Annotated in this window: 20 protein-coding genes; 14 read left to right on the top strand and 6 right to left on the bottom strand. The window is 60.5% G+C overall.

Annotation, left to right across the window (positions count from 1 at the left end):
* Window positions 1-49: 49 nt before the first annotated feature.
* Window positions 50-628: a hypothetical protein gene (locus tag D3878_RS12375; protein WP_119785770.1), complete on the bottom strand. Its 579-nt coding sequence runs from the start codon at window positions 626-628 to the stop codon at window positions 50-52.
* Window positions 629-1,346: 718 nt separating this feature from the next.
* Between D3878_RS12375 and D3878_RS12380 the strand changes: the two genes are divergently transcribed.
* Both D3878_RS12380 and D3878_RS12385 read left to right on the top strand, forming a co-directional pair.
* The gene (locus tag D3878_RS12380; protein ID WP_119785772.1) at window positions 1,347-2,180 is read left to right on the top strand and encodes a hypothetical protein; all 834 of its coding nucleotides are present in this window, start codon (window positions 1,347-1,349) and stop codon (window positions 2,178-2,180) included.
* Window positions 2,181-2,356: 176 nt separating this feature from the next.
* The gene (locus D3878_RS12385; RefSeq protein WP_119785774.1) at window positions 2,357-2,815 is read left to right on the top strand and encodes a hypothetical protein; all 459 of its coding nucleotides are present in this window, start codon (window positions 2,357-2,359) and stop codon (window positions 2,813-2,815) included.
* Between the two features lie 622 nt (window positions 2,816-3,437).
* Here D3878_RS12385 and D3878_RS12390 read toward each other — a convergent pair.
* Entirely contained in the window at window positions 3,438-3,830 is a 393-nt protein-coding gene (locus D3878_RS12390) for a type II toxin-antitoxin system VapC family toxin (RefSeq protein WP_119785776.1), read from the bottom strand.
* 12 nt (window positions 3,831-3,842) lie between these two features.
* Window positions 3,843-4,109 (bottom strand): AbrB/MazE/SpoVT family DNA-binding domain-containing protein, encoded by a 267-nt coding sequence (locus D3878_RS12395; RefSeq protein WP_119785777.1) that lies wholly within the window; start codon window positions 4,107-4,109, stop codon window positions 3,843-3,845.
* Window positions 4,110-4,560: 451 nt separating this feature from the next.
* On the opposite strand from D3878_RS12395, the gene D3878_RS12400 reads away from it, so the two are divergent.
* From D3878_RS12400 to prmC, 7 genes are all read left to right on the top strand, one after another.
* Window positions 4,561-5,250 (top strand): response regulator transcription factor, encoded by a 690-nt coding sequence (locus tag D3878_RS12400; RefSeq protein ID WP_119785779.1) that lies wholly within the window; start codon window positions 4,561-4,563, stop codon window positions 5,248-5,250.
* Window positions 5,251-5,315: 65 nt separating this feature from the next.
* Window positions 5,316-6,710 carry a FecR domain-containing protein gene (locus tag D3878_RS12405; RefSeq protein WP_119785781.1) on the top strand — a complete coding sequence of 465 codons (1,395 nt, stop codon included), beginning with the start codon at window positions 5,316-5,318 and terminating at the stop codon, window positions 6,708-6,710.
* A 26-nt stretch (window positions 6,711-6,736) separates the two neighbouring features.
* A complete protein-coding gene (locus D3878_RS12410) occupies window positions 6,737-9,136 on the top strand; it encodes a CHASE2 domain-containing protein (protein WP_119785783.1) in 2,400 nt (799 codons plus the stop codon).
* Window positions 9,137-9,265: 129 nt separating this feature from the next.
* A complete protein-coding gene (gene hemA / locus D3878_RS12415) occupies window positions 9,266-10,555 on the top strand; it encodes a glutamyl-tRNA reductase (protein WP_119785784.1) in 1,290 nt (429 codons plus the stop codon).
* A gap of 115 nt (window positions 10,556-10,670) precedes the next feature.
* Entirely contained in the window at window positions 10,671-11,753 is a 1,083-nt protein-coding gene (gene prfA, locus D3878_RS12420) for a peptide chain release factor 1 (RefSeq protein ID WP_119785785.1), read from the top strand.
* A gap of 43 nt (window positions 11,754-11,796) precedes the next feature.
* Complete coding sequence (locus D3878_RS12425; RefSeq protein WP_119785786.1) at window positions 11,797-12,273, top strand: disulfide bond formation protein B; 477 nt, start codon at window positions 11,797-11,799, stop codon at window positions 12,271-12,273.
* Window positions 12,274-12,287: 14 nt separating this feature from the next.
* Complete coding sequence (prmC, locus tag D3878_RS12430) at window positions 12,288-13,139, top strand: peptide chain release factor N(5)-glutamine methyltransferase (RefSeq protein WP_233556323.1); 852 nt, start codon at window positions 12,288-12,290, stop codon at window positions 13,137-13,139.
* A gap of 10 nt (window positions 13,140-13,149) precedes the next feature.
* On the opposite strand, the gene D3878_RS12435 is transcribed toward prmC, so the two are convergent.
* A complete protein-coding gene (locus D3878_RS12435) occupies window positions 13,150-14,436 on the bottom strand; it encodes a hypothetical protein (protein ID WP_119785787.1) in 1,287 nt (428 codons plus the stop codon).
* A gap of 173 nt (window positions 14,437-14,609) precedes the next feature.
* Between D3878_RS12435 and D3878_RS12440 the strand changes: the two genes are divergently transcribed.
* On the top strand, window positions 14,610-15,644 hold the full coding sequence (locus D3878_RS12440) for a GAF domain-containing protein (protein ID WP_119785788.1): 1,035 nt from the start codon (window positions 14,610-14,612) through the stop codon (window positions 15,642-15,644).
* A 7-nt stretch (window positions 15,645-15,651) separates the two neighbouring features.
* Here the strand turns inward: D3878_RS12440 and D3878_RS12445 are convergent, their stop codons facing one another.
* Complete coding sequence (locus D3878_RS12445; RefSeq protein ID WP_119785789.1) at window positions 15,652-16,599, bottom strand: LysR family transcriptional regulator; 948 nt, start codon at window positions 16,597-16,599, stop codon at window positions 15,652-15,654.
* Window positions 16,600-16,706: 107 nt separating this feature from the next.
* Here D3878_RS12445 and D3878_RS12450 point away from each other — a divergent pair, with 107 nt between their 5' ends.
* Genes D3878_RS12450 through mmsB form a run of 3 tightly spaced genes read left to right on the top strand, consistent with a single transcriptional unit; the run spans window position 16,707 to window position 20,404 of the window.
* Window positions 16,707-17,930 (top strand): ABC transporter substrate-binding protein, encoded by a 1,224-nt coding sequence (locus tag D3878_RS12450; RefSeq protein WP_119785790.1) that lies wholly within the window; start codon window positions 16,707-16,709, stop codon window positions 17,928-17,930.
* 49 nt (window positions 17,931-17,979) lie between these two features.
* The gene (locus tag D3878_RS12455; protein WP_119785791.1) at window positions 17,980-19,503 is read left to right on the top strand and encodes a CoA-acylating methylmalonate-semialdehyde dehydrogenase; all 1,524 of its coding nucleotides are present in this window, start codon (window positions 17,980-17,982) and stop codon (window positions 19,501-19,503) included.
* Between the two features lie 13 nt (window positions 19,504-19,516).
* Window positions 19,517-20,404, top strand: a complete 888-nt coding sequence (mmsB, locus tag D3878_RS12460; protein WP_119785792.1) for a 3-hydroxyisobutyrate dehydrogenase — start codon at window positions 19,517-19,519, stop codon at window positions 20,402-20,404.
* A gap of 68 nt (window positions 20,405-20,472) precedes the next feature.
* Here the strand turns inward: mmsB and D3878_RS12465 are convergent, their stop codons facing one another.
* Window positions 20,473-21,381, bottom strand: a complete 909-nt coding sequence (locus D3878_RS12465) for a LysR family transcriptional regulator (protein WP_119785793.1) — start codon at window positions 21,379-21,381, stop codon at window positions 20,473-20,475.
* Between the two features lie 177 nt (window positions 21,382-21,558).
* Between D3878_RS12465 and D3878_RS12470 the strand changes: the two genes are divergently transcribed.
* Window positions 21,559-22,605 (top strand): cupin domain-containing protein, encoded by a 1,047-nt coding sequence (locus D3878_RS12470; protein ID WP_119785794.1) that lies wholly within the window; start codon window positions 21,559-21,561, stop codon window positions 22,603-22,605.
* The last annotated feature ends 2 nt before the right edge of the window (window positions 22,606-22,607 follow it).

Genomic DNA, 22,607 nt, shown 5'->3' on the forward strand with positions numbered 1-22,607 from the left:
AGCCCGCCTTGCCTTCCGCCACTTCCCTTAATATGTGCAAGTCACAACATCAGTCACCCAATCGGAATGCGGGCAATGCTAGCAGGCGAACCGCCATGCTGACCGCAAAGGTGGCATCAAGTAGCAAATGGGTCTGCGCAGAAAGCGCTGATCCCAAGGCCCGCCGCGAAAGATTTGACAGATCATCGATATTTCGAAAGTGGGAAAGTGGATTTCGCAGGTCCATCAGGCGTCGCAAATCATCGACATCGTTCTGACTTAATACGCCCCTCGCGAGACACCGACGCAGCGTCTCCTGGAACGAAATCTTTTTCGGAAGCTCTTCAGCCTGAATACCCAACACAAGTTCTGCGGCAAGCACGTGTTCAGCGAGACCTTGGCATAGCATCACGGTCGCCACATAATTGCCGTGAACAAAACTAGCCCGTGCTTCGATCCACGCCGCGTAAGCCGTCTCTCCTCCTGGTAGCATTGTTCCGGTTGATCCCAGAACCCCGGAAAGATCGGAAAGCTGATGAAAACGCGCGACCTTGCCGCCGAGATCATCGTGCAAATCCGCGAGCAGCACTCGCACAACCTCAATATCATTTAGCGGAGACAGTAACTTGCCCTGCGTGCCATCAGCCATAGTGTCTCACTTCAAAGTTTGTAGTACAAGCAAGCAAGCAATTTGATTCTATCAGACAGGCTTTGTGGCGCGTACTGCCATCGCGAAAAATGAGGTTACGCGCTCGCGGGCCAGTCCCCAATCAACCGCAATTTGCCGCACATATTATTTTGACGGTTTACCCCAACCAAAGCCCAAGCCATCACAAGGTCTTGGGCTTTTTCCATTCAGGATCAGAAAAAAGAAATCCCACCAATGATGAAAGTTACCGCAAGGCCGACCTGGGAATGGTCGAGCAACAACAGCTGCGCACGATCTACTGAGAGGCGAGCAATCAGCATTCCTGCTTCACCGCCTGATACCCGAAGAAGCATAGTCGATGAACCCTGCCCTGCCTGCTTGCGCCAACGCGCAGAGCAGTCGGGGCATCATCACAACGACGCGCCCGTCATCACTCCTCCTGACGCTACGCGAGATCTCTCGTTCCGGTGCGCAAGAATCGACCGAATCGACAATCGACCGAAGCCACGCCGCCTCGATAGTTGCCCCATCGCGTTCTGTGATCTATGCTCAAGCGCACAAGCCGTTCCGACCATCATTGTGGGGGCGCGCACCGACTGTAAGGGGTACCATCGGCTGCGGACGTAAGCATCGCCGTCTCAAGTGGTCGTTGTGGGTACAATGCGCAGACTGCAGCACGCCACAGTTCCGAATCAAATTGCCAACGAAAGAAAATGTGATGTCAGAAATCAAGACAGCTGGTGAACTGGGCACTGAACTTGGGGAGCATTGCTTAGAAGTCGCAAAAGATAGATTTAAGGAAGCCATTCGACCTATATATTGCAGCACAGCCCAAGGCACGCCAGTACATGAGGGGTCCTGCGTACTGCTTAAGATCGACGGAAAACATGTGCTCCTGACAGCCTCCCATGTTATCGATGCACATAAGATTAATGACACCACACTCTATGTCGGTGGCGAACATTCGTTGCTGAAGATAGAGGGTGAATTTTGGGCTACTGAGGCCAAAGCGGGAAACCGGCTGAAGGATCGGTACGACTTCGCAGCATACCTAATGCCTGATAAGTTCGTTACGGATATGGGCAATGTTCAATACATCTCGCAGGACGAGATCGCTCCGGATAGGACGGACCATCATGGCCGTCTTTACTCGATCATCGGGTACCCGAACACAAAGAACAAGTCCATCGACAGAAAAAATTATTCTGTGCAGTCAATCAGATGGCATTATTTCTCCACTCATCAGGATAGCCCTGACCTACTGAAGAAGCTCAGCGTAACCGGGGAGGACCATATATTTGTTGGCTATGACAGGAAGCAATCGAAAGATTCAAACGGGATACTTGTCGGGTCTGTTTCGACTCGCGGCGTGAGCGGTGGTGCTGTTTTTGATTTGGGTAACTTCGCCAATCCTACGAACTATGCGCGCGATGTCAAATGCACCCCGCGTCTTGCCGGAATTTTCATCGAATTCCATCACGAGCACCATGCCACTGTGACGACGAAAATAGGGGTCATCCTAAAAGCCCTTCGAGCTTGCGAGGTCACATAGTTCGGTTGGCGCTTGACTCTCCGCCCAAGGAAAGTTAACGACTTTGCCCTGCTTGCGCTGCCGCACCAGCACCATGGCATGGGCGCCGAGAAGACATACGGTCCACACGGGTTCAGTGCTAACATTGAACGTCCACGATCCAGTCAAGGCAGTGAAAAATCATACAGGAGGAACTCATGTCGGAACGCAACGGTACAGCCAATCTACTGGCCCAAGTCAAAGCATTTCGCGAACTCAAAGACGATTACAGTCCAGAGGTCGCAGAAAGCCTGACCTCAAAGAATCTCCAACGAAATGACGTTGATGCCTCCGTAACTGATGTTAAGGGATGGGCAAAAATTAATGAGGCTGCACTGCAAGGCCGCCTAGATATTCCAACTGAGATCACAATTGCAGAAGGAAAAGCTGCAATTGCTGCCGGGACCGCCATCGACCAACTTGCCGCAGTTTCAGTCGTCGTAGATGAGCAAGAAAGCGCTCAAGACGACGCTGGTGACGATCAAGATGACGCTGATAGTGACGAGCAAGATGACAATGAGGTCTCAACTGTAGATGACCTGTATGGATATGATAATCCCGAAGATAACGAGGAAGCTGCCTTCGATGACGTCCTCAAAATCCAAGAAAATTCTTAGTACCCAGATCACCCTGCGTGAATGCGGATTGTCTCTTGCCGGTCTTTTCCTATTATTCTCAAGGGCAGATGGATCTGTGGCGAAACCGTCGCACCAGAAAGACACCTCGCTCTACGCTCCCCGGCATGTGATAACCGGCCAGTCCGTGGCCGGTCATCGTGCAAATTTCAGGGCGGCAGCTACTTTAATGTCCCTTGAAGAAAATCCGTATTGCCAGGGAGGACTGCGGCGCGATGGGCAACCGGAACTTGCGACGGATTGTATCGGCAACAAACTATGTTAAATTGACGACCAGTAGCACAACCTTGGTCCGACAAACTGACGGTGTGGCAACACGGGCGCCCCAAAGATTGAAAATCCTTGGGGCGGTGGTTCGATTCCGCCCCGGGCCACCAAGAAAATCGAGCACTTAGCCCAGCCCGCAAGGTTGGGCTAAGTGCTTTCCGGAGTCTGTGTCACCCGATTCGGGAAATACTCGGGTTATCTTGCTGCTGCAGTCATTCCGATTTGCCCGCCCATGCGCCAAGAAAAAATGCTTTATTTGGTCACGCCTTGTTAAAAATAGCCCGTAACCCGCATCAGAAACAGATTTTGATAATTTTAGCGTGCTGGCAAATGGCATTTACGGCAGTTCAACAATAGGGTGAGTTTCCAGCGTCCTGGCACACTTCACGAAAGCCTTGTCGAACGTCTTGAACCCGGTTTCTTTTGCACTCATAGCCAAGTGCAACGCATCGCCAAAGTCCATGCCACCTTCATACCAATGTAAGGTATATGCCAGCGCATCAAGATTCTGTGGTTTGAAATTTTCTAACCCGCACAATAAGCGAATTGATTTGGCAATTTCTGCCCGTTCGCAATCACAACACTCCAGAACCCAAACCAATTCCAGAAATACAGTAATGGGCGCGGTGCAAGCTTCTGAACCATGCAGCAATTTTTCGGCTATATCGGCCTGTGCCGGCGAATCGTTCAGCAGATAACGAGCGAGGATGTTGGTATCAAGTGCGATCATCGGGACGGCACCTCACTTACTTGCATCGTCTTGCGCCTTGAGCCGGGCCTTAATGCTGGCCTTGATATCGACATCATCGGGGATCTGCCTGCCCCGCTTGGCAAGGAAGCCCCGCACCTCTCTCGCCGTAACCCTAGGGAATAGCGTTGTCGGGGTGAGCGTTAAGCCTGTCGCTGTCATGCTGATAACAAATTCTGTGCCGGGCGGCAGGTGGAGGTTATCCCGAATGTTTTTCGGGATAACGATTTGGCCTTTGCTGGATAGTTTGACGGTTTCCATGTCGCACCTTGTTTGCGGTAAGTCTTGGCATCTTACCGCAATACGCAGTGCGTACCAAGCGGACGTGTTATTACATGAAAATTCGTTCTACAATTCCAAACTCCCCCGCGCCGGCAAAGGCTTTGCGAGAAGGGAGGATCATGCTTTTGTAGAATGAATTGTTTAAGCCTTTGAATTGCTTAGTGAATGGGAAGACTTGAAAATCCTTGTGTCGGTGGTTCGATTCCGCCCCGGGCCACCAAATTCAAAGGCCACCCCGATCGCGGTTGGGCTTGTCGCCCCCCCCCCCGGAAATAGCTACCTCCCCTCCTCGAACAAGCGTGGCTGCAAACAATCTGTTGCGCGGAACATGTTAAATATTGTCAACAAGGAATTAACAAATTCCCTGTACCGGTAAATCTTGGTAGATTAGAAGCATTCCAAGATTAAAACCAAAACCGGGGCAATTGTTATGCGTATCGCAGTACTGGATGATGACCACAGTCAGACCGACCTGGTGTGCCAGGTGCTGAAATCGGCCGGCCACACCTGCTATCCCTTCCAGAGCGGCAAGGAGATGCTGAACCAGTTGCGTCGCGAAAGCTTCGACTTGCTGATCATCGACTGGCAAGTGCCTGACCTGAGCGGCCCCGAGGTTTTGCAGTGGGCGCGCGAAAAACTTTCCGCCAACCTGCCGGTGCTGTTCATGACCAGCCGTTCGGGCGAGGATGACATCGTCGCCGGGCTTGCGGCCGGTGCCGACGATTACATGATCAAGCCGATTCGCCGCGGCGAACTGACCGCGCGGGTACAGGCGCTGCTGCGGCGCGCCTATCCGAACCAGACCAGCGCCGAACAGATCCAGTTCAGCCAGTTTGTGTTCGAACCGCGCACCGGCCGCCTGACCGCCAACGGCCAGGCGATCGAGGTAACGCAGAAGGAATTCGACCTGGCGCTGCTGTTTTTCCGCAACCTGGGCCGGCCGCTGTCACGCGCCTATATCCTTGAGGCAGTCTGGTCACGGGATGTCGACATCCCGTCGCGCACCATGGATACCCATGTCTCGCGTGTGCGCAGCAAGCTACAGTTGCGTCCGGAAAATGGATTTCGGCTGGCGCCAGTGTATAGTTACGGCTATCGTCTGGAACAGATAACCGAATAAAGCGCTGACCAAACGCATCCAGGCTACAAGGCTGGGGGGTTTGCAAGCTGCGCAGGGGAGCCAGCATGCGCACTATCGTCCTTCAATTCTTCCTGATGCTGTTTCTGGCAAGCGGGTTGCCGGCGGCGTCGGCCAACCCGGCCAACGCCGAGCAAATCACGGTCAACCGCGCCAGCATCGTCTATGCCACGCGTGCCGGCGACACGCTGATGTCCATTGCCGAGCGTTTCACGACCCGGATCGACAACTGGCACGCGCTCAGCAAGACCAACAATATCGGCAGCGATACCGCGATACCCATTGGCACGCCGATCACGATTCCGGCAGACCTGCTGCAGGACGAGCCCAGCGAAGCCAGGGTGATTGCGCTTTCCGGCAGCATCACCGCCAGTTCGCAAGAGGGCAAACAGCTGCTGCTCGGCCTGGGCGCGAAAATCACCGAAGGCATGCAGATCGATACCGGCAACAACAGCTTCCTGACGCTGGAATTGCCCGACCAGTCGCGCATCTCCCTGCCGTCGAACAGCCGCATCCGCATCGCCAAACTGCGCATGGCGCGCTATACCAAGAGCCCGCGCACGGAAATCCTGCTCCTCAACGGCAAGATCGAATCCAGGGTCGCGCCGCTGGAACAGAACAAGGGACGCTTCGAGGTGCGCACGCCGATGGCGGTGGCGGGCGTGCGAGGCACCCAGTTCAGGGTCGGCTTCGGCGCCAATGGCATGGCCACCGAAGTATTGTCGGGCAAGGTCGAGGTGGCCCGCCCGAACAGCCGGGACAAGCAGAACCTGCATGGCGGCCAGGGCAATATCACCAACGCCAGGACGGTCGGCAAGCCGGTCGAATTGCTGCCGACGCCACAACTGGCCGGCGCGCCTGTGCGCCAGGACCAGAATGGCGCACAGTTCGTGCTGACCCCGGTGGCCGGCGCCCAGGCTTACCATGTCCAGGTCGCCACCGACCAGGAAGCGAAAAACATCATACTGGAAGGCCATGCCAAAGGCACCAGGATGAAGCTTGACGGCCTGCCCAACGGCAGTTATTACGCACGCGTCTCGGCGATCGACAAGCTGGGCCTGGAAGGCCCTGCCAGCACCCATGCCTTCACGCTTGGCGCAGCCCAGCCTGCGGCAAGCGGCCCGGCGCCCGCCGCGCCCACGGTCGAAGCCGGCGAATCCCGGCAGCTGGCGTTGCGCTGGAACGGCGCCCCTGGCCAGCAATTCCTGGTGCAGGTAGCGCGCGACCCGGCGTTTTCCTGGCTGGTCTATACCAGCAAGACCACGGCTCCGGAAGCGCGCTTCCCGCGCCCGGCATTCGGCACCTATTATGCGCGGGTGCAGGTCAACAATCCGGATGGCAGCGCCAGCCCCTATTCGGCAGCCCAGCCCTTCGTGGTCACCGACCAGTGGATCATCCATGATGGCAATCCGATCAACGCCAGGAGCGGCACGGCACGCTGAGGCGCGCACGGCAACAATCGCTTTCCATGACATCCAACTGGCTCTCCCCCCTGGTGCGGCGCCTCGCGGTACGCGAATGGCTGTCAATCCTGGCCGCGATGGTGCTGCTGGCGGGCGGCCTGGGCTGGCAAAACGGGCTGGGGCGACTGGACCAGACCTTGTATGACCAATTCATCTCCCAGAGCGGACGACCGGCGCGCGACGATATCCTGATCGTCTCCATTGACGACTATAGCCTGGCCCAACTGGGCCGCTGGCCGTGGCCGCGCACCCTGCACGCCGAACTGATCGGCCAGATCGCCGCCGCCAGACCGCGCGCCATCGGCCTGGACGTGATCATGTCCGAACCCGAGCTGACGCAAGCCGGCGGCGAACGCTCCGGCGACCTGGCGCTGGCCGATGTGCTGAAGCAGAACCAGCGTACCGTGCTGCCGGTCGTGATGACCAATGCCGGCGCCGGGCTGAGCGCAGCTTTGCCGGCGCCTGACGTCGCCAAGGGCGCGCGCGCCTTCGGCCACATCAATCTCGAACATGACAACGACGGCGTGGTGCGCAGCACCTACCTCTACGAAGGTCAGAACGGCGTGTGGTGGCCGCATTTTTCACTGGCGCTGCTGCAACTGGCCAATGCCGGCACCCCGGGTGACGGATTGCGCAACGCCAGCGTGCAGCCCGAGGCGCCGATCGACGGCAAACCGATCAGATTCGGTCACTGGCAGCGCAGCAACCAGTTGCATATCCCGTTTGCCGGCAATAACGGCCATTTCCGCTCGATTCCCTACGTTTCGGTCTTGCGCGGCGAAGTCCCGCCGCAATTCTTCACTGATAAATATGTGCTGATCGGCGCCACCGCCATCGGCATGACCGACTCCTACCCGACGCCGGTATCCGGCGGCGCCGGCGCCATGGCCGGCATCGAGATCAATGCCAACATCCTCGCCAGCCTGCTCGATGGCGAGGCAATCGCCATCGCCAAACCCTGGCAGGCGGCGCTGTTTTCCGTCCTGCCGGTGCTGGTGGCGCTGTTCGGCTACTTCCTGCTGTCGCCGCGCCTGTCACTGCTGCTCAACGCCGGCATGCTGCTGCTGACGGTGGCCGCCAGTTATTTCGCCCTGCGCATGGGCGTCTGGTTCGCACCGACGGCAGCCTTGCTGACCCTGCTGATCTCCTACCCTCTCTGGAGCTGGCGGCGACTGGAAGCGGCGATCGATTACCTCGGGCAGGAATTCATGCGCCTGGACCGGGAACCGCATGTGTTGCCCGAACTCGCCAGCAGCGACACGATCATCGAAGACGTGCTGGAACGCCGCATGAACGCCATGGAAAATGCGGCGCGGCGGGTACGCGACCTGCGCCAGTTCATTTCGGATAATCTCGACAGCCTGCCGGATGCGACCCTGGTCACCAATGTGGACGGTCACGTCCTGCTGGCCAACAAGCACGCCAACCAGTACTTCGCACTCGCCGGCCACCAGGATGTCCAGGGCGCCATGCTGCCCTACCTGTTTTCTTCGCTGGCCGCGCCGGAGCCGATCAACCAGACCATCAGCACGCGTTTCGACTGGTGGCAATTGCTTGACCTTCAGTATGCGCCGCTGCTGGCCGACGGCATCAGCACCCAGGATCAACAGGGGCGCGACCTGCTGGTCAAGAGCGCGCCATGTCACTCGGCCAGCAATGAACTGACCGGCTGGATCGTCAGCGTGATCGATATTTCGCCGATCCGCGCCGCCGAGCGCAGCCGTGACGAGACCTTGCGCTTCCTGTCGCATGACATGCGCGCGCCGCAGGCATCGATCCTAGCGCTGCTGGAACTGCAGCACGACCCGGCCTCGGCCCTGCCGCAAGCAGAATTGTTTGCCCGGATCGAAAAGGCCTGCCGCAAGACGCTTGGCCTGGCCGACAATTTCGTGCAACTGGCGCGCGCCGAATCGCACGAGTACCGGCTGGGGGAAGTCGATTTCCAGGAAATGCTGTACGACGCCACCGACGAGATGTGGTCGCTGGCCAAAAACAAGCAGATCGAACTGGCCACCGAGATTCTGCCAGGCGACTATCCAGTGCGTGCCGACCGCGCGCTGATGACGCGCGCGCTGGTCAACCTGATTTCCAACGCCATCAATTACAGCCCTGCAGGCACGCGCGTGACTTGCGAAGTGCGGCTGCAAGCCACGCTGGAAGGGCAGCATGTGCTGTGCAGCATCGCCGACCAGGGCTATGGCATTGCGCCGCACGACCAGCTGAAGCTGTTCCGCCGCTTCCAGCGGCTGGAGTTGCCGAACCAGCCACGCCACGAAGGTATTGGCCTCGGCCTGGTGTTCGTCAAGACCGTGGTCGAGCGTCACCTCGGCGAGATCCGCTTCGCCAGCAAGGTCGGCGAAGGCACCACGTTCACGATCGTGCTGCCGAGCGCCCTGCCGGCTTGAAACGCAGTCGTGCCAGCCGAACAATTGCCACTTTGACCATGACTCCAGCATGTCGCACCGCGACTGCTCATGCTGGGGTGCAAGCGGCTATAATGCTGCATTATCCCTAGCTGTAATTTCTAGACCGAAATGCAATTCCTTGCCGTCGGCCTCAACCACACCACCGCGCCGCTTGCCCTGCGCGAGAAGGTCGCCTTTCCCGCCGATCAGATCGGCCAGGCGGTGGCGTCGGCGCGCGCCTGGTTCGGGCGCGATGGCATCGCCAATGCCGGCAAGGAAGCGGCAATCCTGTCGACCTGCAACCGTACCGAGCTGTATGCGGCGGACAGCGTGGCCGGTGGGGTCGAGGCGGCAATCGACGCCACCGGCCATTTCCTGGCGCATTACCACAAGCTGCCTTATTCGGAACTGCGTCCCTACCTGTACTCCCTGCCGCAGGATAACGCCGTGCGCCACGCCTTCCGCGTCGCCTCCGGCCTCGATTCGATGGTGCTGGGCGAGCCGCAGATCCTCGGGCAGATGAAGGATGCGGTACGCCAGGCCGAAGCCGCCGGCGGTCTCGGCACTTACCTGCACCAGATGTTCCAGCGCACCTTCGCTGTCGCCAAGGAAGTGCGCAGCACCACCGCCATCGGCGCCCACAGCGTGTCGATGGCCGCTGCCGCCGTGCGCCTGTCGCAACGGATCTTCGACACCATCGCCGAACAGCATGTGCTATTCATTGGCGCAGGCGAAATGATCGAGCTGTGCGCCACGCACTTTGCCGCCCAGCACCCGAAATCGCTGACCATCGCCAACCGCACGCTGGAGCGCGGCGAGGCGCTGGCGCACCGCTTCAACGGTCACGCCATCCGCCTGGCCGAGTTGCCGGAGCAGCTGGCCAAATTTGATATCGTGGTGTCCTGTACCGCGTCGTCGCTGCCGATCATCGGCCTGGGGCTGGTCGAGCGCGCCATCAAGGCGCGGCGCCACAAGCCGATGTTCATGGTGGACCTGGCGGTGCCGCGCGATATTGAAGCCGAAGTCGGACGCATGGACGATGTCTTCCTGTACACCGTGGACGATCTCGCCACTGCAGTGCAAACCGGCATGGAAAACCGCCAGGCGGCGGTAACGCAAGCCGAAGCGATCATCGAAACCCGCGTGCAATCCTTCATGCACTGGGTCGACAGCCGCGCGATGGTGCCGCTGATCCAGGACTTGCACGAAACCAGCGAAAACCTGCGCCTGGCCGAACTGGACCGTGCACGCAAGCTGCTGGCGCGGGGCGAGGATATCGACACCGTGCTGGAAGCCCTGTCGAAAGGCTTGACTGCGAAGTTCCTGCATGGTCCCCAACAGGCCTTGCACGAAGCCCAAGGCGATGAACGTGCGCGCCTGGCGACCCTCCTGCCGCAACTGTTCCGCACCAAGCGCTAGCTGCGCCCTCTTCCCGCCGCCCCTGCAGCAGCAGGACGGCGACCGTGTCAATCAAGATCCGCTCCCACTTCCCGACATTCCCAGAACCACCCAGAATGCCACACCGGATATGCCCATGAAACCTTCGCTGCTTGCCAAACTTGACCAGCTCACCCACCGCCTGGCGGAAGTAGGCGACTTGCTGACGCAGGAAAACGCCACCGCCGATATGGACAGTTACCGCAAGCTCACCCGCGAACACGCCGAGCTGGGGCCGCTGGTGGAACTGTATCAGTCTTACACACAAGCCGACAGCGATGTCCAGACCGCGCAGGAATTGCTGGGCGATCCGGACATGAAAGAATTCGCCCAGGAAGAAATCATCGCGGCAAAAGCGCGCATGGAGCAACTCGAAATCGACTTGCAGAAAATGCTGCTGCCGAAAGACCCCAACGACGAGCGCAATATTTTCCTGGAAATCCGCGCCGGCACCGGCGGCGACGAAGCCGGGCTGTTTGCCGGCGACCTCTTGCGCATGTACACGCGCTTTGCCGAGCGCAACCGCTGGCAGGTCGAACTGATTTCCGAATCCGCCTCTGAAATGGGCGGCTACAAGGAAGTGATCGTGCGCATCGTCGGCTTCGGTGCCTATTCCAAACTGAAATTCGAATCCGGCGGCCACCGCGTGCAGCGCGTGCCGACCACCGAAACGCAAGGGCGCATCCACACCTCGGCCTGCACGGTGGCAGTCATGCCCGAAGCCGACGAGGTCGAGGATGTCAACATCAATCCGGCGGACTTGCGCATCGATACCTATCGCGCCTCCGGCGCCGGCGGCCAGCACATCAACAAGACCGATTCGGCCGTGCGCCTGACGCACCTGCCGACCGGCATCGTGGTCGAATGCCAGGATGACCGCAGCCAGCACAAGAACAAGGCGCAGGCGATGAAGGTGCTGGCCGCACGCATCAAGGACGTGCAACTGCGCGCACAGCAGGCGAAAGAGGCGGCGACGCGCAAGTCGCTGATCGGTTCGGGCGATCGCAGCGAGCGGATTCGGACGTATAATTTCCCGCAAGGACGCATGACCGACCACCGCATCAACCTGACCCTGTACAAGCTCGACTTCATCATGGACGGCGACCTGACAGAATTAACCACGGCGCTGGCGGCCGAGCACCAGGCGGAATTGCTGGCGGAACTGGGCGAAGGCGCGTGAGCGGCAGCCGCCACCCCAATCTTCATAGGACATTGAAACCAAGATGAATCAAACAAAACTCACCCTGCTCGGCGTCGCCATGGTCGCGATCGGATTGATCGGCGCGGCGCTCTACCTGCAGTTCAGCAAGGGCATGCTGCCCTGCCCCTGGTGCATCGTCCAGCGCTACATCTTCGCCGGTATCGCGCTGATTTGCCTGGTCGCCGCCTTTCTGCCGGAACGGCTGATGCGCGCCGGCGCCGGCCTGGGCTTCCTGACCTCGCTGGGCGGCATCGGCGCCGCCGGCTGGCTCCTGTGGGTGCAAGCCAACCCGAATGTCTCCTGCGGCATCGACCCGCTGGAAACTTCGCTCAACAAGGTCTTCACGGCCGAATTGCTGCCCTTTCTGTTCAAGGCGGATGGTTTGTGCACCACCGAATACCCGGCCCTGCTTGGCCTGTCGGTGGCGCAATGGTCGGCGGCCTGGTTCGTGATCCTTGCCATCGTGCTCGGCTGGACCGCCTTCAGGCGCCAGCGCTGATTGATTCCTGTACCGTGCAGCAGGATCAGCCGCCCCTTTTCACCCTCGTCGCCGGCGATACGCTGGCGGCCCTGTTGCGCAAAGCGCCATTACCGGCGCTGGAAACCCGGATTCTCGCCAGCCATGCGCTGGGGCTGACGCGGGTGCAATTGATCACCCAGTCCGAGCACCCCTTCAGCGCGGCAGAAGCGCATCTCCTGGCGAGCCTGATCCAGCGCCGTCTGGCGGGCGAGCCGATCGCCTATATCGTCGGGCAACGTGAATTCTTCGGACTGCCCTTCATGGTCACGCCCGCCGTGCTGATCCCGCGGCCGGAAACAGAATTGCTGGTGGAGCTGACGCTGGAACGCCTGCCGCAGGGCGCACGCGTGCTGGACCTGGGCACCGGCTCCGGCGCCATCGCGGTAGCGATCGCACACCAGCGGCCGGACGCCCGCGTGACGGCGCTGGATGCCAGCGAAGACGCGCTGGCAATCGCCCGTCAGAACGCCGGGCACAATCAAGTCGACGTGCGATTCCTGCATAGCGACTGGTATGCGGGTTTGGACGACCAGCATTTTGATGTCATCGTTGCCAATCCGCCCTACATTGAAAAAGACGATCCGCACCTGACGCAAGGCGACCTGCGCTTTGAACCGGCGAACGCGCTGACCGACCATGCCGACGGCTTGTCGGACTTGCGCGCCATCGTCGCCGGCGCCGGCCGGCATCTGGCCGCAGGCGGCTGGCTGCTGATGGAGCATGGCTACGATCAGGCCGAAGCCGTTCGTGCGCTACTGGCGGCACAGGGATTGACGCAGGTGCAAAGCTGGCAGGATCTGGCGGGGATCGAACGGGTATCGGGCGCCAGCTCCCCCAAAACATAGCCTGCTGCGCCTACGGCAATTGCCCCTGCAAGTCACTGATCAATTGCTGGCCGATCTGGAAGCCGCGGTCGAACATCCGGGCGCGGCGGGCCGGACTTTGGCCGTCGTAGTGGGATAGCGCGGTCAGTTCCTCGCTGAGGAATTCGATATACGCCGGGGAAGCCGCCGGGTTGTTGCTATCGGCGGGATCGAGGATGGTGATCTCCCGGCGTTTGCGCAGGCTTTCCGCCAGCGGCGCATCGACCGGCACCTGTTCCATGCAGCGGGCGATGTGGTTGTTGAGTTCGATGCTTTCAAGCTCTTTTTGCAGCGGAATACTGAAAATCGCATCGAGGAAACGTTCATTCAGTTCTGCATGGTTGTTGGGCTCGTCGCGCACGTCCTTGCTGAAGAAACGGATCAGCAGGATATGGGTGGCATCCATGTCGATCAGCGGCACCAGCGGCGGGTTGCAGCGCATCGCGCCTTCCATCCAGTGCTCGGTCTGTCCATCCACGGTGACCGGCATTGGCGCGATGTAGGGTGGACGGGCGCCGCTGGCAAAGAAATATTCAGGCGTCATGCGCAAGGCCTGGCGCTGCTGGCGCTTGCCAGTGAGCGCACGCTGTTGTTCGGCATCCGGGGCGGCACCGGAGTAGAGATAAATCTCCTGGAAATCCCTGGCGCGCGTCGCGTTGGTAAATACCGTCGGGCCCGTTTCACCGGCGCACAGCGCGCCGAGCGCAGCCTCCTTGCCGGCGGTGAAAAATGGATTGAATGCGATCTGGCCGGGCAAGCCGGAACCGAACATGGCGATATTCTGCCAGGCAGCGTTGAGTTCGGCGGCGGCGGCGGTGCCGGGGGCATGGGCGAACATTTTCATGCCGGCTTCGGCGAAGCGGCTTTGCGCATCCATCAGGCCGGAAAGATAGCCGTGCCAGGCATCGCGGCGCACCACGGGCGGGGCAATGCGTTGCTGCGCCCAGGGCGCCAGATGCTTGTCGCCGTCAAGCACGGCGGCGCGCAACGATCGGTCGCCTTTCTGGTCGGCGAGGTAGAGCCAGAGCGGGGTCAGCATTTCGACGCAGCCGGAGGCAGTAGCAATATCCAGCGGCTTCGCTCCGGCCGCGGCAGGCTGGTCATGCACGCGGCGGTTGTGAGCGCGAAAGGCATCGAGCAGGCCGGCAGCGTAATCGATATGGCCGAAGGATCCCTGGAGGGCTAACGCCAGCCGGGGCGCGCGCACCTGTCCTGCGGGGCGCGGGTCGGCGGCGGATGGCTTGCGGGCGGCAGTGGTTTTCCGGCTGGTGGCGGCCATGCGATGACTCCCTGTAATATTAAAATTGTTTGTGCCGGATTATGCCACCACGATGTGCCAACCACCGAAACTGATAGCGTCCCGGTTGGTTATTCCCTAGAATTGTCCGATAAGCTTGGCATGCCGGCGCATCATGGCAAAAACAGGCGGCATCGATTAATCAGGGGGATACGATGAACATGGAATTTCTGGAACTGGACGAGATCCTCGCCAACGTCGCCGGGAATATTATGCGCAGCTATGATTTCGACGGCTACGCCATCGCGCTCTGGAACCCGGCCGACGGCATGCTCGTCAATCACTGCGCACAATTGCCAGCGCGCCTGAAGGAAATCGAGCCGGCCTTGCGCAGTTTCCGTTTTCAGCCGAATGCCTCGACCGTGAGCGGCCTGTGCTTTTCCGAAAACCAGGCGCACATCATCGACGGACGCTCAGTGGCCGCCTATCCGGAGACGATCCGCGATTTGTACCAGCGCTGGCAATTCAGTACCTTCGCTGCCTGGCCGATTCGCCTTCAGCGCGATGGTGGGGAGAGCCTAATCGGGGTGTTCTCGGCCTTCCTCGATACGGGCGTGGTCACGCCGGAGGTAGCCGCCGCCATCGCGCACAAGCTGCTGGCGGTCGCCCCGGCCATCGCAACGGCGCTGGAACACGAACAGCTTGAAGTTCTGGATACCGGCTTGCTTGAACAGCACGAGCTGTTGCGCATGCTAACCATCAGTAATCATGGCGAATCGCTGGCTGCCGTGGCCGAGCCTGTCTGCGGCCATCTGCTGCGCCGTTACGGTTTCGACATGGCGGCGGTGGTGCTGCGCGAGGGCGAGGCGCTGGTCTTGCGCTACGATGTGTTCAAGCCGGGCTACGCGCATCTGCAGGAAACCTGGCGTCGTTTCGACGGCTTGCGCTTTGCGCAGGATGTCGGCGATGGCCTGACTGCGGTAGTCCATGCGCAAAACAGCCATTTCATGGTGGATGACGTACAGCAAATTTCGCAAGTGCCCTTCCCCGCCAAGGACCGCGAAATTCTGCAAGCCCTGCAGACCGTGCGCAGCTACCTGATGCTGCCGATCCGCGTGGCGGGCAAACCGGCGGGGGTGTTGTGGCTGCTCTCGCTGGGACAGCCGGCCGCCATCGACAAGAGCGCGATCGACACCGTGCAGCTGATTGCCGACTTCATGGGGACGGCATTGGCCAGGCTGGATCGCTAGTTCTTCCTCAGCGGTTCCAGACAATCTCCCGCCCCACCCCCATCAAGAATTCCCGATTACTCTCGCTCACCTGCCGCAAGTAATCCCACAAGGCCCGCACACGGGCGACCTCTTGCCGCTCCTTCGGCGCAATCAGCCAGAACGAGCGGATCACATCGGCTATGCCCGGCAGCACCGGCACCAGCTCGGGTGCAGTAGCGGCAAGAAAACACGGCAGCACGGCCAGCCCCTGGCCGCGCCGCGCTGCGAACAATTGCGCGACGATGCTGGTGCTGCGCAGCGGCACCGGCGCTGCAGGCGCAAGCTGCTGCAGATAACGCAGCTCGGCGCTGAAGGAAAGCTCGTCGACATAGCCGATCATGCTGTGGCCCGCCAGATCCTCCAGCGAACAGATCGGCGGGTGAGCCTCGAGGTATTCCACGGTGGCGTACATCTGCAGCCGGTAATCTGACAACTTGCAAAACACGTGGCTGCCGGTCTGCGGACGCTCGACGCTGATCGCCAGGTCAGCTTCGCGCTTGGACAGGTTGACGAAGCGCGGCACGGCCAGCAGCTCGACGGTGATGGCCGGGTGACGCGCGCAGAAGTGCGCCAGGTGCGGCGCCAGAAAATAGCTGCCGAAACCTTCGGTGGCGCCCAGGCGCACCTGTCCGGTCAACACCTGATCGCCGCCGCCGATCTCGCTGTCGATTTGCGCCAGCGTGCCTTCGATGCGTTCCACATGTTCCAGCAGGCGGTGCCCGGCGCTGGTCAGCAAATGGCCGTGCGGGTTGCGGTCGAACAGCTTGGAGCCGATCTCCTTTTCCAGCCGGTGCAGGCGGCGACTGACGGTCGAATGGTCCATACCGAGCTGGGCAGCGGCTTCCAGCGCCGACTGGCTGCGCGCCACCGCCAGGAAAATCCGCAAATTATCCCAATTGAGTTGGGCGGCCTGGGAAGGGATCTTGTTTTGCATATTTGCACACCAAGTTTGTAAATACTCTCTATGTTATTGCATAAAAGCCTGAATATACTGCCCCACACAACAAAAAACCTTAACCAGTCGTAAACAAGGAGATAAAGATGCTGCGTACCAAACAATCCCTGGCTGCAATCCTTTTGGCCTTTGCCGGCGCCGCCCAGGCACAAATTTCCGATGGCGTTGTCAAGATTGGCGTGCTGACCGACATGAGCGGCCCCTATTCCGGCATGGGCGGCCCCGGCTCGGTGGTGGCGGCGCGCATGGCGATCGATGATTGCCTGAAGGCCGAGTGCAAGGGCTTGAAAATCGAGGTGATCTATACCGACCACCAGAACAAGGCCGATATCGTCGCCTCCAAGGCCCGCGAGTGGCTCGACAGCGACCACGTCGATGCGATGGCCGACCTGACCAATTCCGCCGGCGCGCTGGCGGTGCAAAAGATGATCAAGGAAAAGGGCGGCATTGCGCTGTACAGCGGCCCGGCCACTACCCGCCTGACCAACGAGGATTGCGCGGTCAACGGCTTCCACTGGATGTTCGACACCTATTCGGCAGCATCCGGCACCGCCGCCGCACTGACGCGCAAGGGCAGCAAGTCCTGGTACTTCGTCAGCGTCGATTACGCCTTCGGCGCATCGCTCGAGAAGGATGCCAGCGAGGTCGTCAAATCCTACGGCGGCACGGTTTTAGGCAGTGTGCGCCATCCGCTGAACGCCAATGATTTCTCGTCCTTTCTGCTGCAGGCGCAAGCGGCCAAGCCGCAAGTCATCGGTCTTGCCAACGGCGCGCAGGATACGGTCAACGCCATCAAGGCGGCGCGCGAATTCGGTCTGGGCGGCAAGAACGGCCCGCAGGTCGCGGCGCTGCTGGTGTTCCTGAGCGACGTGCGCTCGATGGGGCTGGACGTGGCGCAGGGACTGATCTTTTCCGAGGGCTTTTACTGGGACATGGACGAGCAGACCCGCGCTTTCTCGTCGCGCTTTGAAAAACTCCACAAGGGCAACAAGCCAACCATGGTGCAGGCCGGCGTCTATTCGAGCGTGTTGCATTACCTGAAATCGGTGGCCGCGGCCAAGACCGATGACTGGAAAGTGGTGGCGCAAAAGATGCGCGAACTGCCGATCCAGGATGCGGTCATGCGCAATGCCACGATCCGCCCGGATGGCCGTGTCGCCCATGACATGTACCTGTTCCAGGTGAAAAAACCGTCCGAGTCCAAGGGCGGCTGGGATTACTACAACACGCTCGCCACGATTCCGGCCCAGATCGCCTTCAAGCCGCTGGCGGAGTCCACCTGCCCGCTGGTCAAGCAGGCCGCCAAGTAATACACCAACGCACAAGCCATTGTCATTTCCAAACTTAGGAAGAACCACCATGAATACCAGCATTGCCAACCAAACCAGCGTGACCACCATTCACCATTTCATCGGCGGCAAGCACTTTCCCTCGCAATCGACGGAATGGCGCGATGTCACCAATCCAGCCACCCAGGAAGTCGTCGCGCGCGTACCCTTCGCCACGCCGCAGGAAGTCGAACTAGCAGTAGCTTCGGCCAAGCAAGCGCTGAAGACCTGGCGCAACACTTCGCTCAGCGCACGTATGCGCGTCATGCTCAAGTTCCAGCACCTGGTGCGCGAGAACGTCGGCGCACTGGCCGAGCTGATCACCCGCGAACACGGCAAGACCCTGCCGGATGCCGAAGGTGAAGTTAGCCGCGGCCTGGAAGCCATCGAGCATGCCTGCACCATCACCAGCCTGCAACTGGGCGAGATCGCCGAAAACGCCGCCACCGGCGTCGAGGTGTACAACCTGCTGCAACCGATCGGTATCGGCGCCGGCATCACCGCGTTCAATTTCCCGGTCATGCTGCCGTGCTTCATGTTCCCGATCGCGATTGCCGCTGGTAACACGTTCGTGCTGAAACCTTCCGAGCAGGATCCCAGCTCGACCATGCTGCTGGTCGAACTGGCGCACCAGGCCGGCTTCCCGCCGGGCGTGCTGAATGTCATCCACGGCGGCCCCGACGTGGCCAATGCAATCTGCGACCATCCGGATATCCGCGCCCTGTCCTTCATCGGCTCGACCCATGTCGGCACCCACATCTACCACCGCGCCTCCGCAGCCGGCAAGCGCGTGCAATCGATGATGGGCGCAAAAAACCACTGCGTCGTCATGCCGGACGCAAATAAAAACCAGTCGATCAACCACTTGCTGGGATCGGCCTTCGGCGCCGCCGGCCAGCGCTGCATGGCCAACTCGGTGGTGGTGCTGGTGGGCGCGGCGCGCGACTGGCTGCCGGAAATCGTCGAAAAGTCGAAGGAGCTCAAGGTCGGCCCCGGCATCGACCGCGACACCGACGTCGGCCCACTGGTCAACAAGAAGGCGCGCGAGCGCGTGCTGAACCTGATCGACACCGGCGTCAGCCAGGGCGCCAAGCTCTTGCTCGATGGCCGCAAGGTCAGCGTCTCGGGATTTGAATCGGGCAACTTCGTCGGCCCGACCATCTTTTCCGAGGTCAAGGCTGGCATGGATATCTACGACCAGGAAATCTTTGGCCCGGTGTTGAACGTGGTCGGCGTCGACACCCTGGAGGATGCCATCGCCTTCATCAATGGCAATCCGAACGGTAACGGCACCTCCATCTTCACCTCCAGCGGCTGGGCTGCGCGCAAGTATCAGAACGAGATCGACGTTGGCCAGGTCGGCATCAATGTGCCGATTCCGGTGCCGGTCGCCTACTTCAGCTTTACCGGTTCGCGCGCCTCCAAACTGGGCGACCTCGGCCCCAACGGCAAGCAGGCGATCATGTTCTGGACCCAGACCAAGACTGTCACTGCGCGCTGGTTCGAGGAAGGCGCCGACGGCGGCCGCGTCAATACCACCATCTCGATGAAGTAAGAGTGAGGCCACTATGAATATCGCCTTCATTGGCCTGGGCAACATGGGCTTGCCGATGGCACAAAACCTCGCCAGAGCCGGGCATAGGGTAGCCGGCTTCGATCTCTCGGCGGCGCAGATGGCCAGCCTGGCAGAGGCCGGCGGCAAGGCAGCGGCCAGCGCGGCGGCGGCGGTGGCTGATGCCGAGATCGTGATTACCATGCTGCCGGCCTCGCGCCATGTCGAAGCACTTTATCTGGGCGAGGATGGCATCCTCGTCCACGCGCGCCAGAACACCCTGCTGGTGGATTGCTCGACGATCGCCCCGGAAGCCGCGCGCAAGGTGGCCGCCGCTGCCGCGAAAAGAGGCTTCGACATGCTCGACGCCCCGGTGTCGGGCGGCACCGGCGGCGCCCAGGCCGGCACCCTGACCTTCATGGTCGGCGGCGCCAGCAGCGACCTGGAACGCGCGCGGCCCTTGCTGGAAAAGATGGGCAAGAACATCTTCCATGCCGGCCCCAGCGGCGCCGGGCAAACCGTCAAGGTCTGCAACAACATGCTGCTGGGCATACTCATGGTCGGCACCAGCGAAGCATTACGGCTGGGGATTGCCAACGGCATGGACCCGACGGTGCTGTCCGAAGTCATGGCCAAGAGTTCCGGGCGCAACTGGACGCTGGAAGTCTACAACCCGTGTCCGGGGGTGATGGACAACGTGCCGGCTTCGCGTGACTACGCCGGCGGTTTCGGCGTGGACCTGATGCTGAAGGACCTCGGGCTGGCGGTCGAGAATGCACTGGCGGTCGGCGCCAACGTGCCCTTCGGCGGCCTGGCGCGCAGCCTGTACGATTTGCACAGCAAGGCCGGCAATGGCCAGCTGGATTTTTCCAGCATCTTCCAGCTGTTCGCGCCCAAGGCGTGACGTCGCCGGCAACACCCGTGCCCGCGCAATGCGGTGCACGGGTGTTGCCGCAATATCCGCGAAAAATTTCAAGCAGCGGGCTTCAACTCGGACAACAGCTCCGAAATGACGGCGCGCAGCCAGCGGTTACCCGGGTCATTGTGGTAACGCTCGTGCCAGAGTTGCTTGACCTCGTACTCCGGCAGGGGAAAAGGCACCGGAAAAATCCGGTAGGCGCCGCGGTCGCGCAACATGTCGCCGAGTCGTTTGGGAATCGTCACGATCAGGTCGGTGTGCTCGACGACCAGCGCAGCCCCAAGGAAACTCGATATTTTCAGCGTGATCCGGCGCTTGATGCCCTGGCGGGCGATTTCGCGGTCGATGATCAGCGGCGCCGACCCGGAAGACGTGATGGTGGCATGGTCTTCCGCCTCGAATTGCGCCAGCGTCAGCTGGTCGCCAATACGCGGGTGATGACTGCCTGCGATGCAGACAAAATTCTGTCGAAACAATACCTGTTGATAGAAGCCCGCTTCGAGTTGCGGCAAGAAGCCCAGCGCCAGGTCCGCTTCGCCGGTCTGGAGGCGGCGCGCGGTATCTTCGGTGAGCGGCAGCACCTCGATGTGAATTTCCGGCGCCGATGCGCGCAATTTCTTCAGCAGTCCCGGCAGCAGCACCGGCTGGCTAAGGTCGGTCATGCAGATACGGAATGTCCTGCTCGATGTCCGGGGATCAAATTCATTATGCTGGTCAAGCACGACGTCGAGCGCCTCGATCACGGCATGCACGGGACTGGCCAGGCGCTCGGCGAAAGGCGTCGGCTCCATGCCAGCGGATGTACGCACGAATAACTGGTCGCCAAAATGATGGCGCAATTTTGACAAGGCAACGCTGACGGCCGGCTGGCCGAGTTCGAGAGCGTCGGCAGCGGCGCTCACACTACCGGTCTTGTAGATTTCGTCGAAGACAGCCAGCAGCCGCAGGTCAATCGAATGCATGGGCAAATGATTATTCGAATTTGGAATATTACATATTAAACCCATTGACTGTACAAGGTCTTCGCAAGTTCTTAGGATGGCCACACTAAAAACAAATCGACCACGGTCAATCGGCCCCGCCCCTGCTGCGCCTGTTCTTGACGATCGTCGCCGGTCACCACGCTGAGGAGCTTTGCCATGCAGGATCTTGGTCGCCTTGAAGACCTTCCGGAAGACTACCGTTCGGCCCTGACCGAACAAAACCTGGTACCGCTGTGGCCCAGCCTGCGGGCCGTATTACCACCAGACAAGCCCATCCCGCGCACCCAGGCCACCGTCTGGTCCTATCAGTCCCTGCGTCCACTGCTGCTGAAGGCGGGCGAACTGACGCCGATCGAAAAAGCCGAACGGCGCGTGCTGGTGCTGGCCAATCCCGGACATGGCCTGGAAAAGATGCAAGCCAGTTCGACCATCTATCTGGGCATGCAACTGCTGCTGCCTGGCGAGTGGGCGCCTGCTCACCGCCACACCCCGAATGCGGTGCGCATGATCGTCGAAGGGGACGGCGCCTATACCACTGTGGACGGCGAGAAATGCCCGATGCAGCGCGGCGACCTGATCCTGACCCCCACCGGCCTGTGGCACGAACATGGCCATGACGGCGACAAGCCGGTGGTCTGGCTGGATGTGCTGGACCTGCCGCTGGTGTATTACATGGAAGCGTCCTACGTCACCGAAGGCAAGGCTCAGGAAGTGACCGGCGAAACTGCCGAGCGCGCCTACCAGCGTGGCGGCGTGGTGCCGGCGCCGGTGTTCGGCCGCTCGACCCAGTCATTCCCGATGCTGCGCTATCCATGGGTCGACGTGCGTGCCGCGCTGCTGGCACTGGCCGGATCGCAGCCGGAAATCGAGGCCGTGCAAGTCGCCTATATCAATCCGGAAAACGGCGCCGACTGCCAGAAAATCCTCGGCTTTTCCTCCCTGATGCTGCGCCCGGGCGAGCGCCTGGAATTGCCGGTGCGCTCCACCGCCATGGTATTCCACCAGATCGAAGGGGGCGCCGAGGTCAGCGTCGCCGGCCGCCAGTTCGTGCTCAAGGAAGCCGATACCTGCTGCGCCCCCGGCTTCGAGTCCATTACGCTGGCCAATCGGTCGACTACCCAGCCCGCATTTATCTTTATCGCCGATGACGCCCCCCTGCAGAAAAAGCTGGGTGTCTATGAAGTTCGCAACCAAGCCAAGTGAGA

It is taken from the genome of Noviherbaspirillum sedimenti (assembly GCF_003590835.1).
GTDB lineage: Bacteria > Pseudomonadota > Gammaproteobacteria > Burkholderiales > Burkholderiaceae_D > Paucimonas > Paucimonas sedimenti.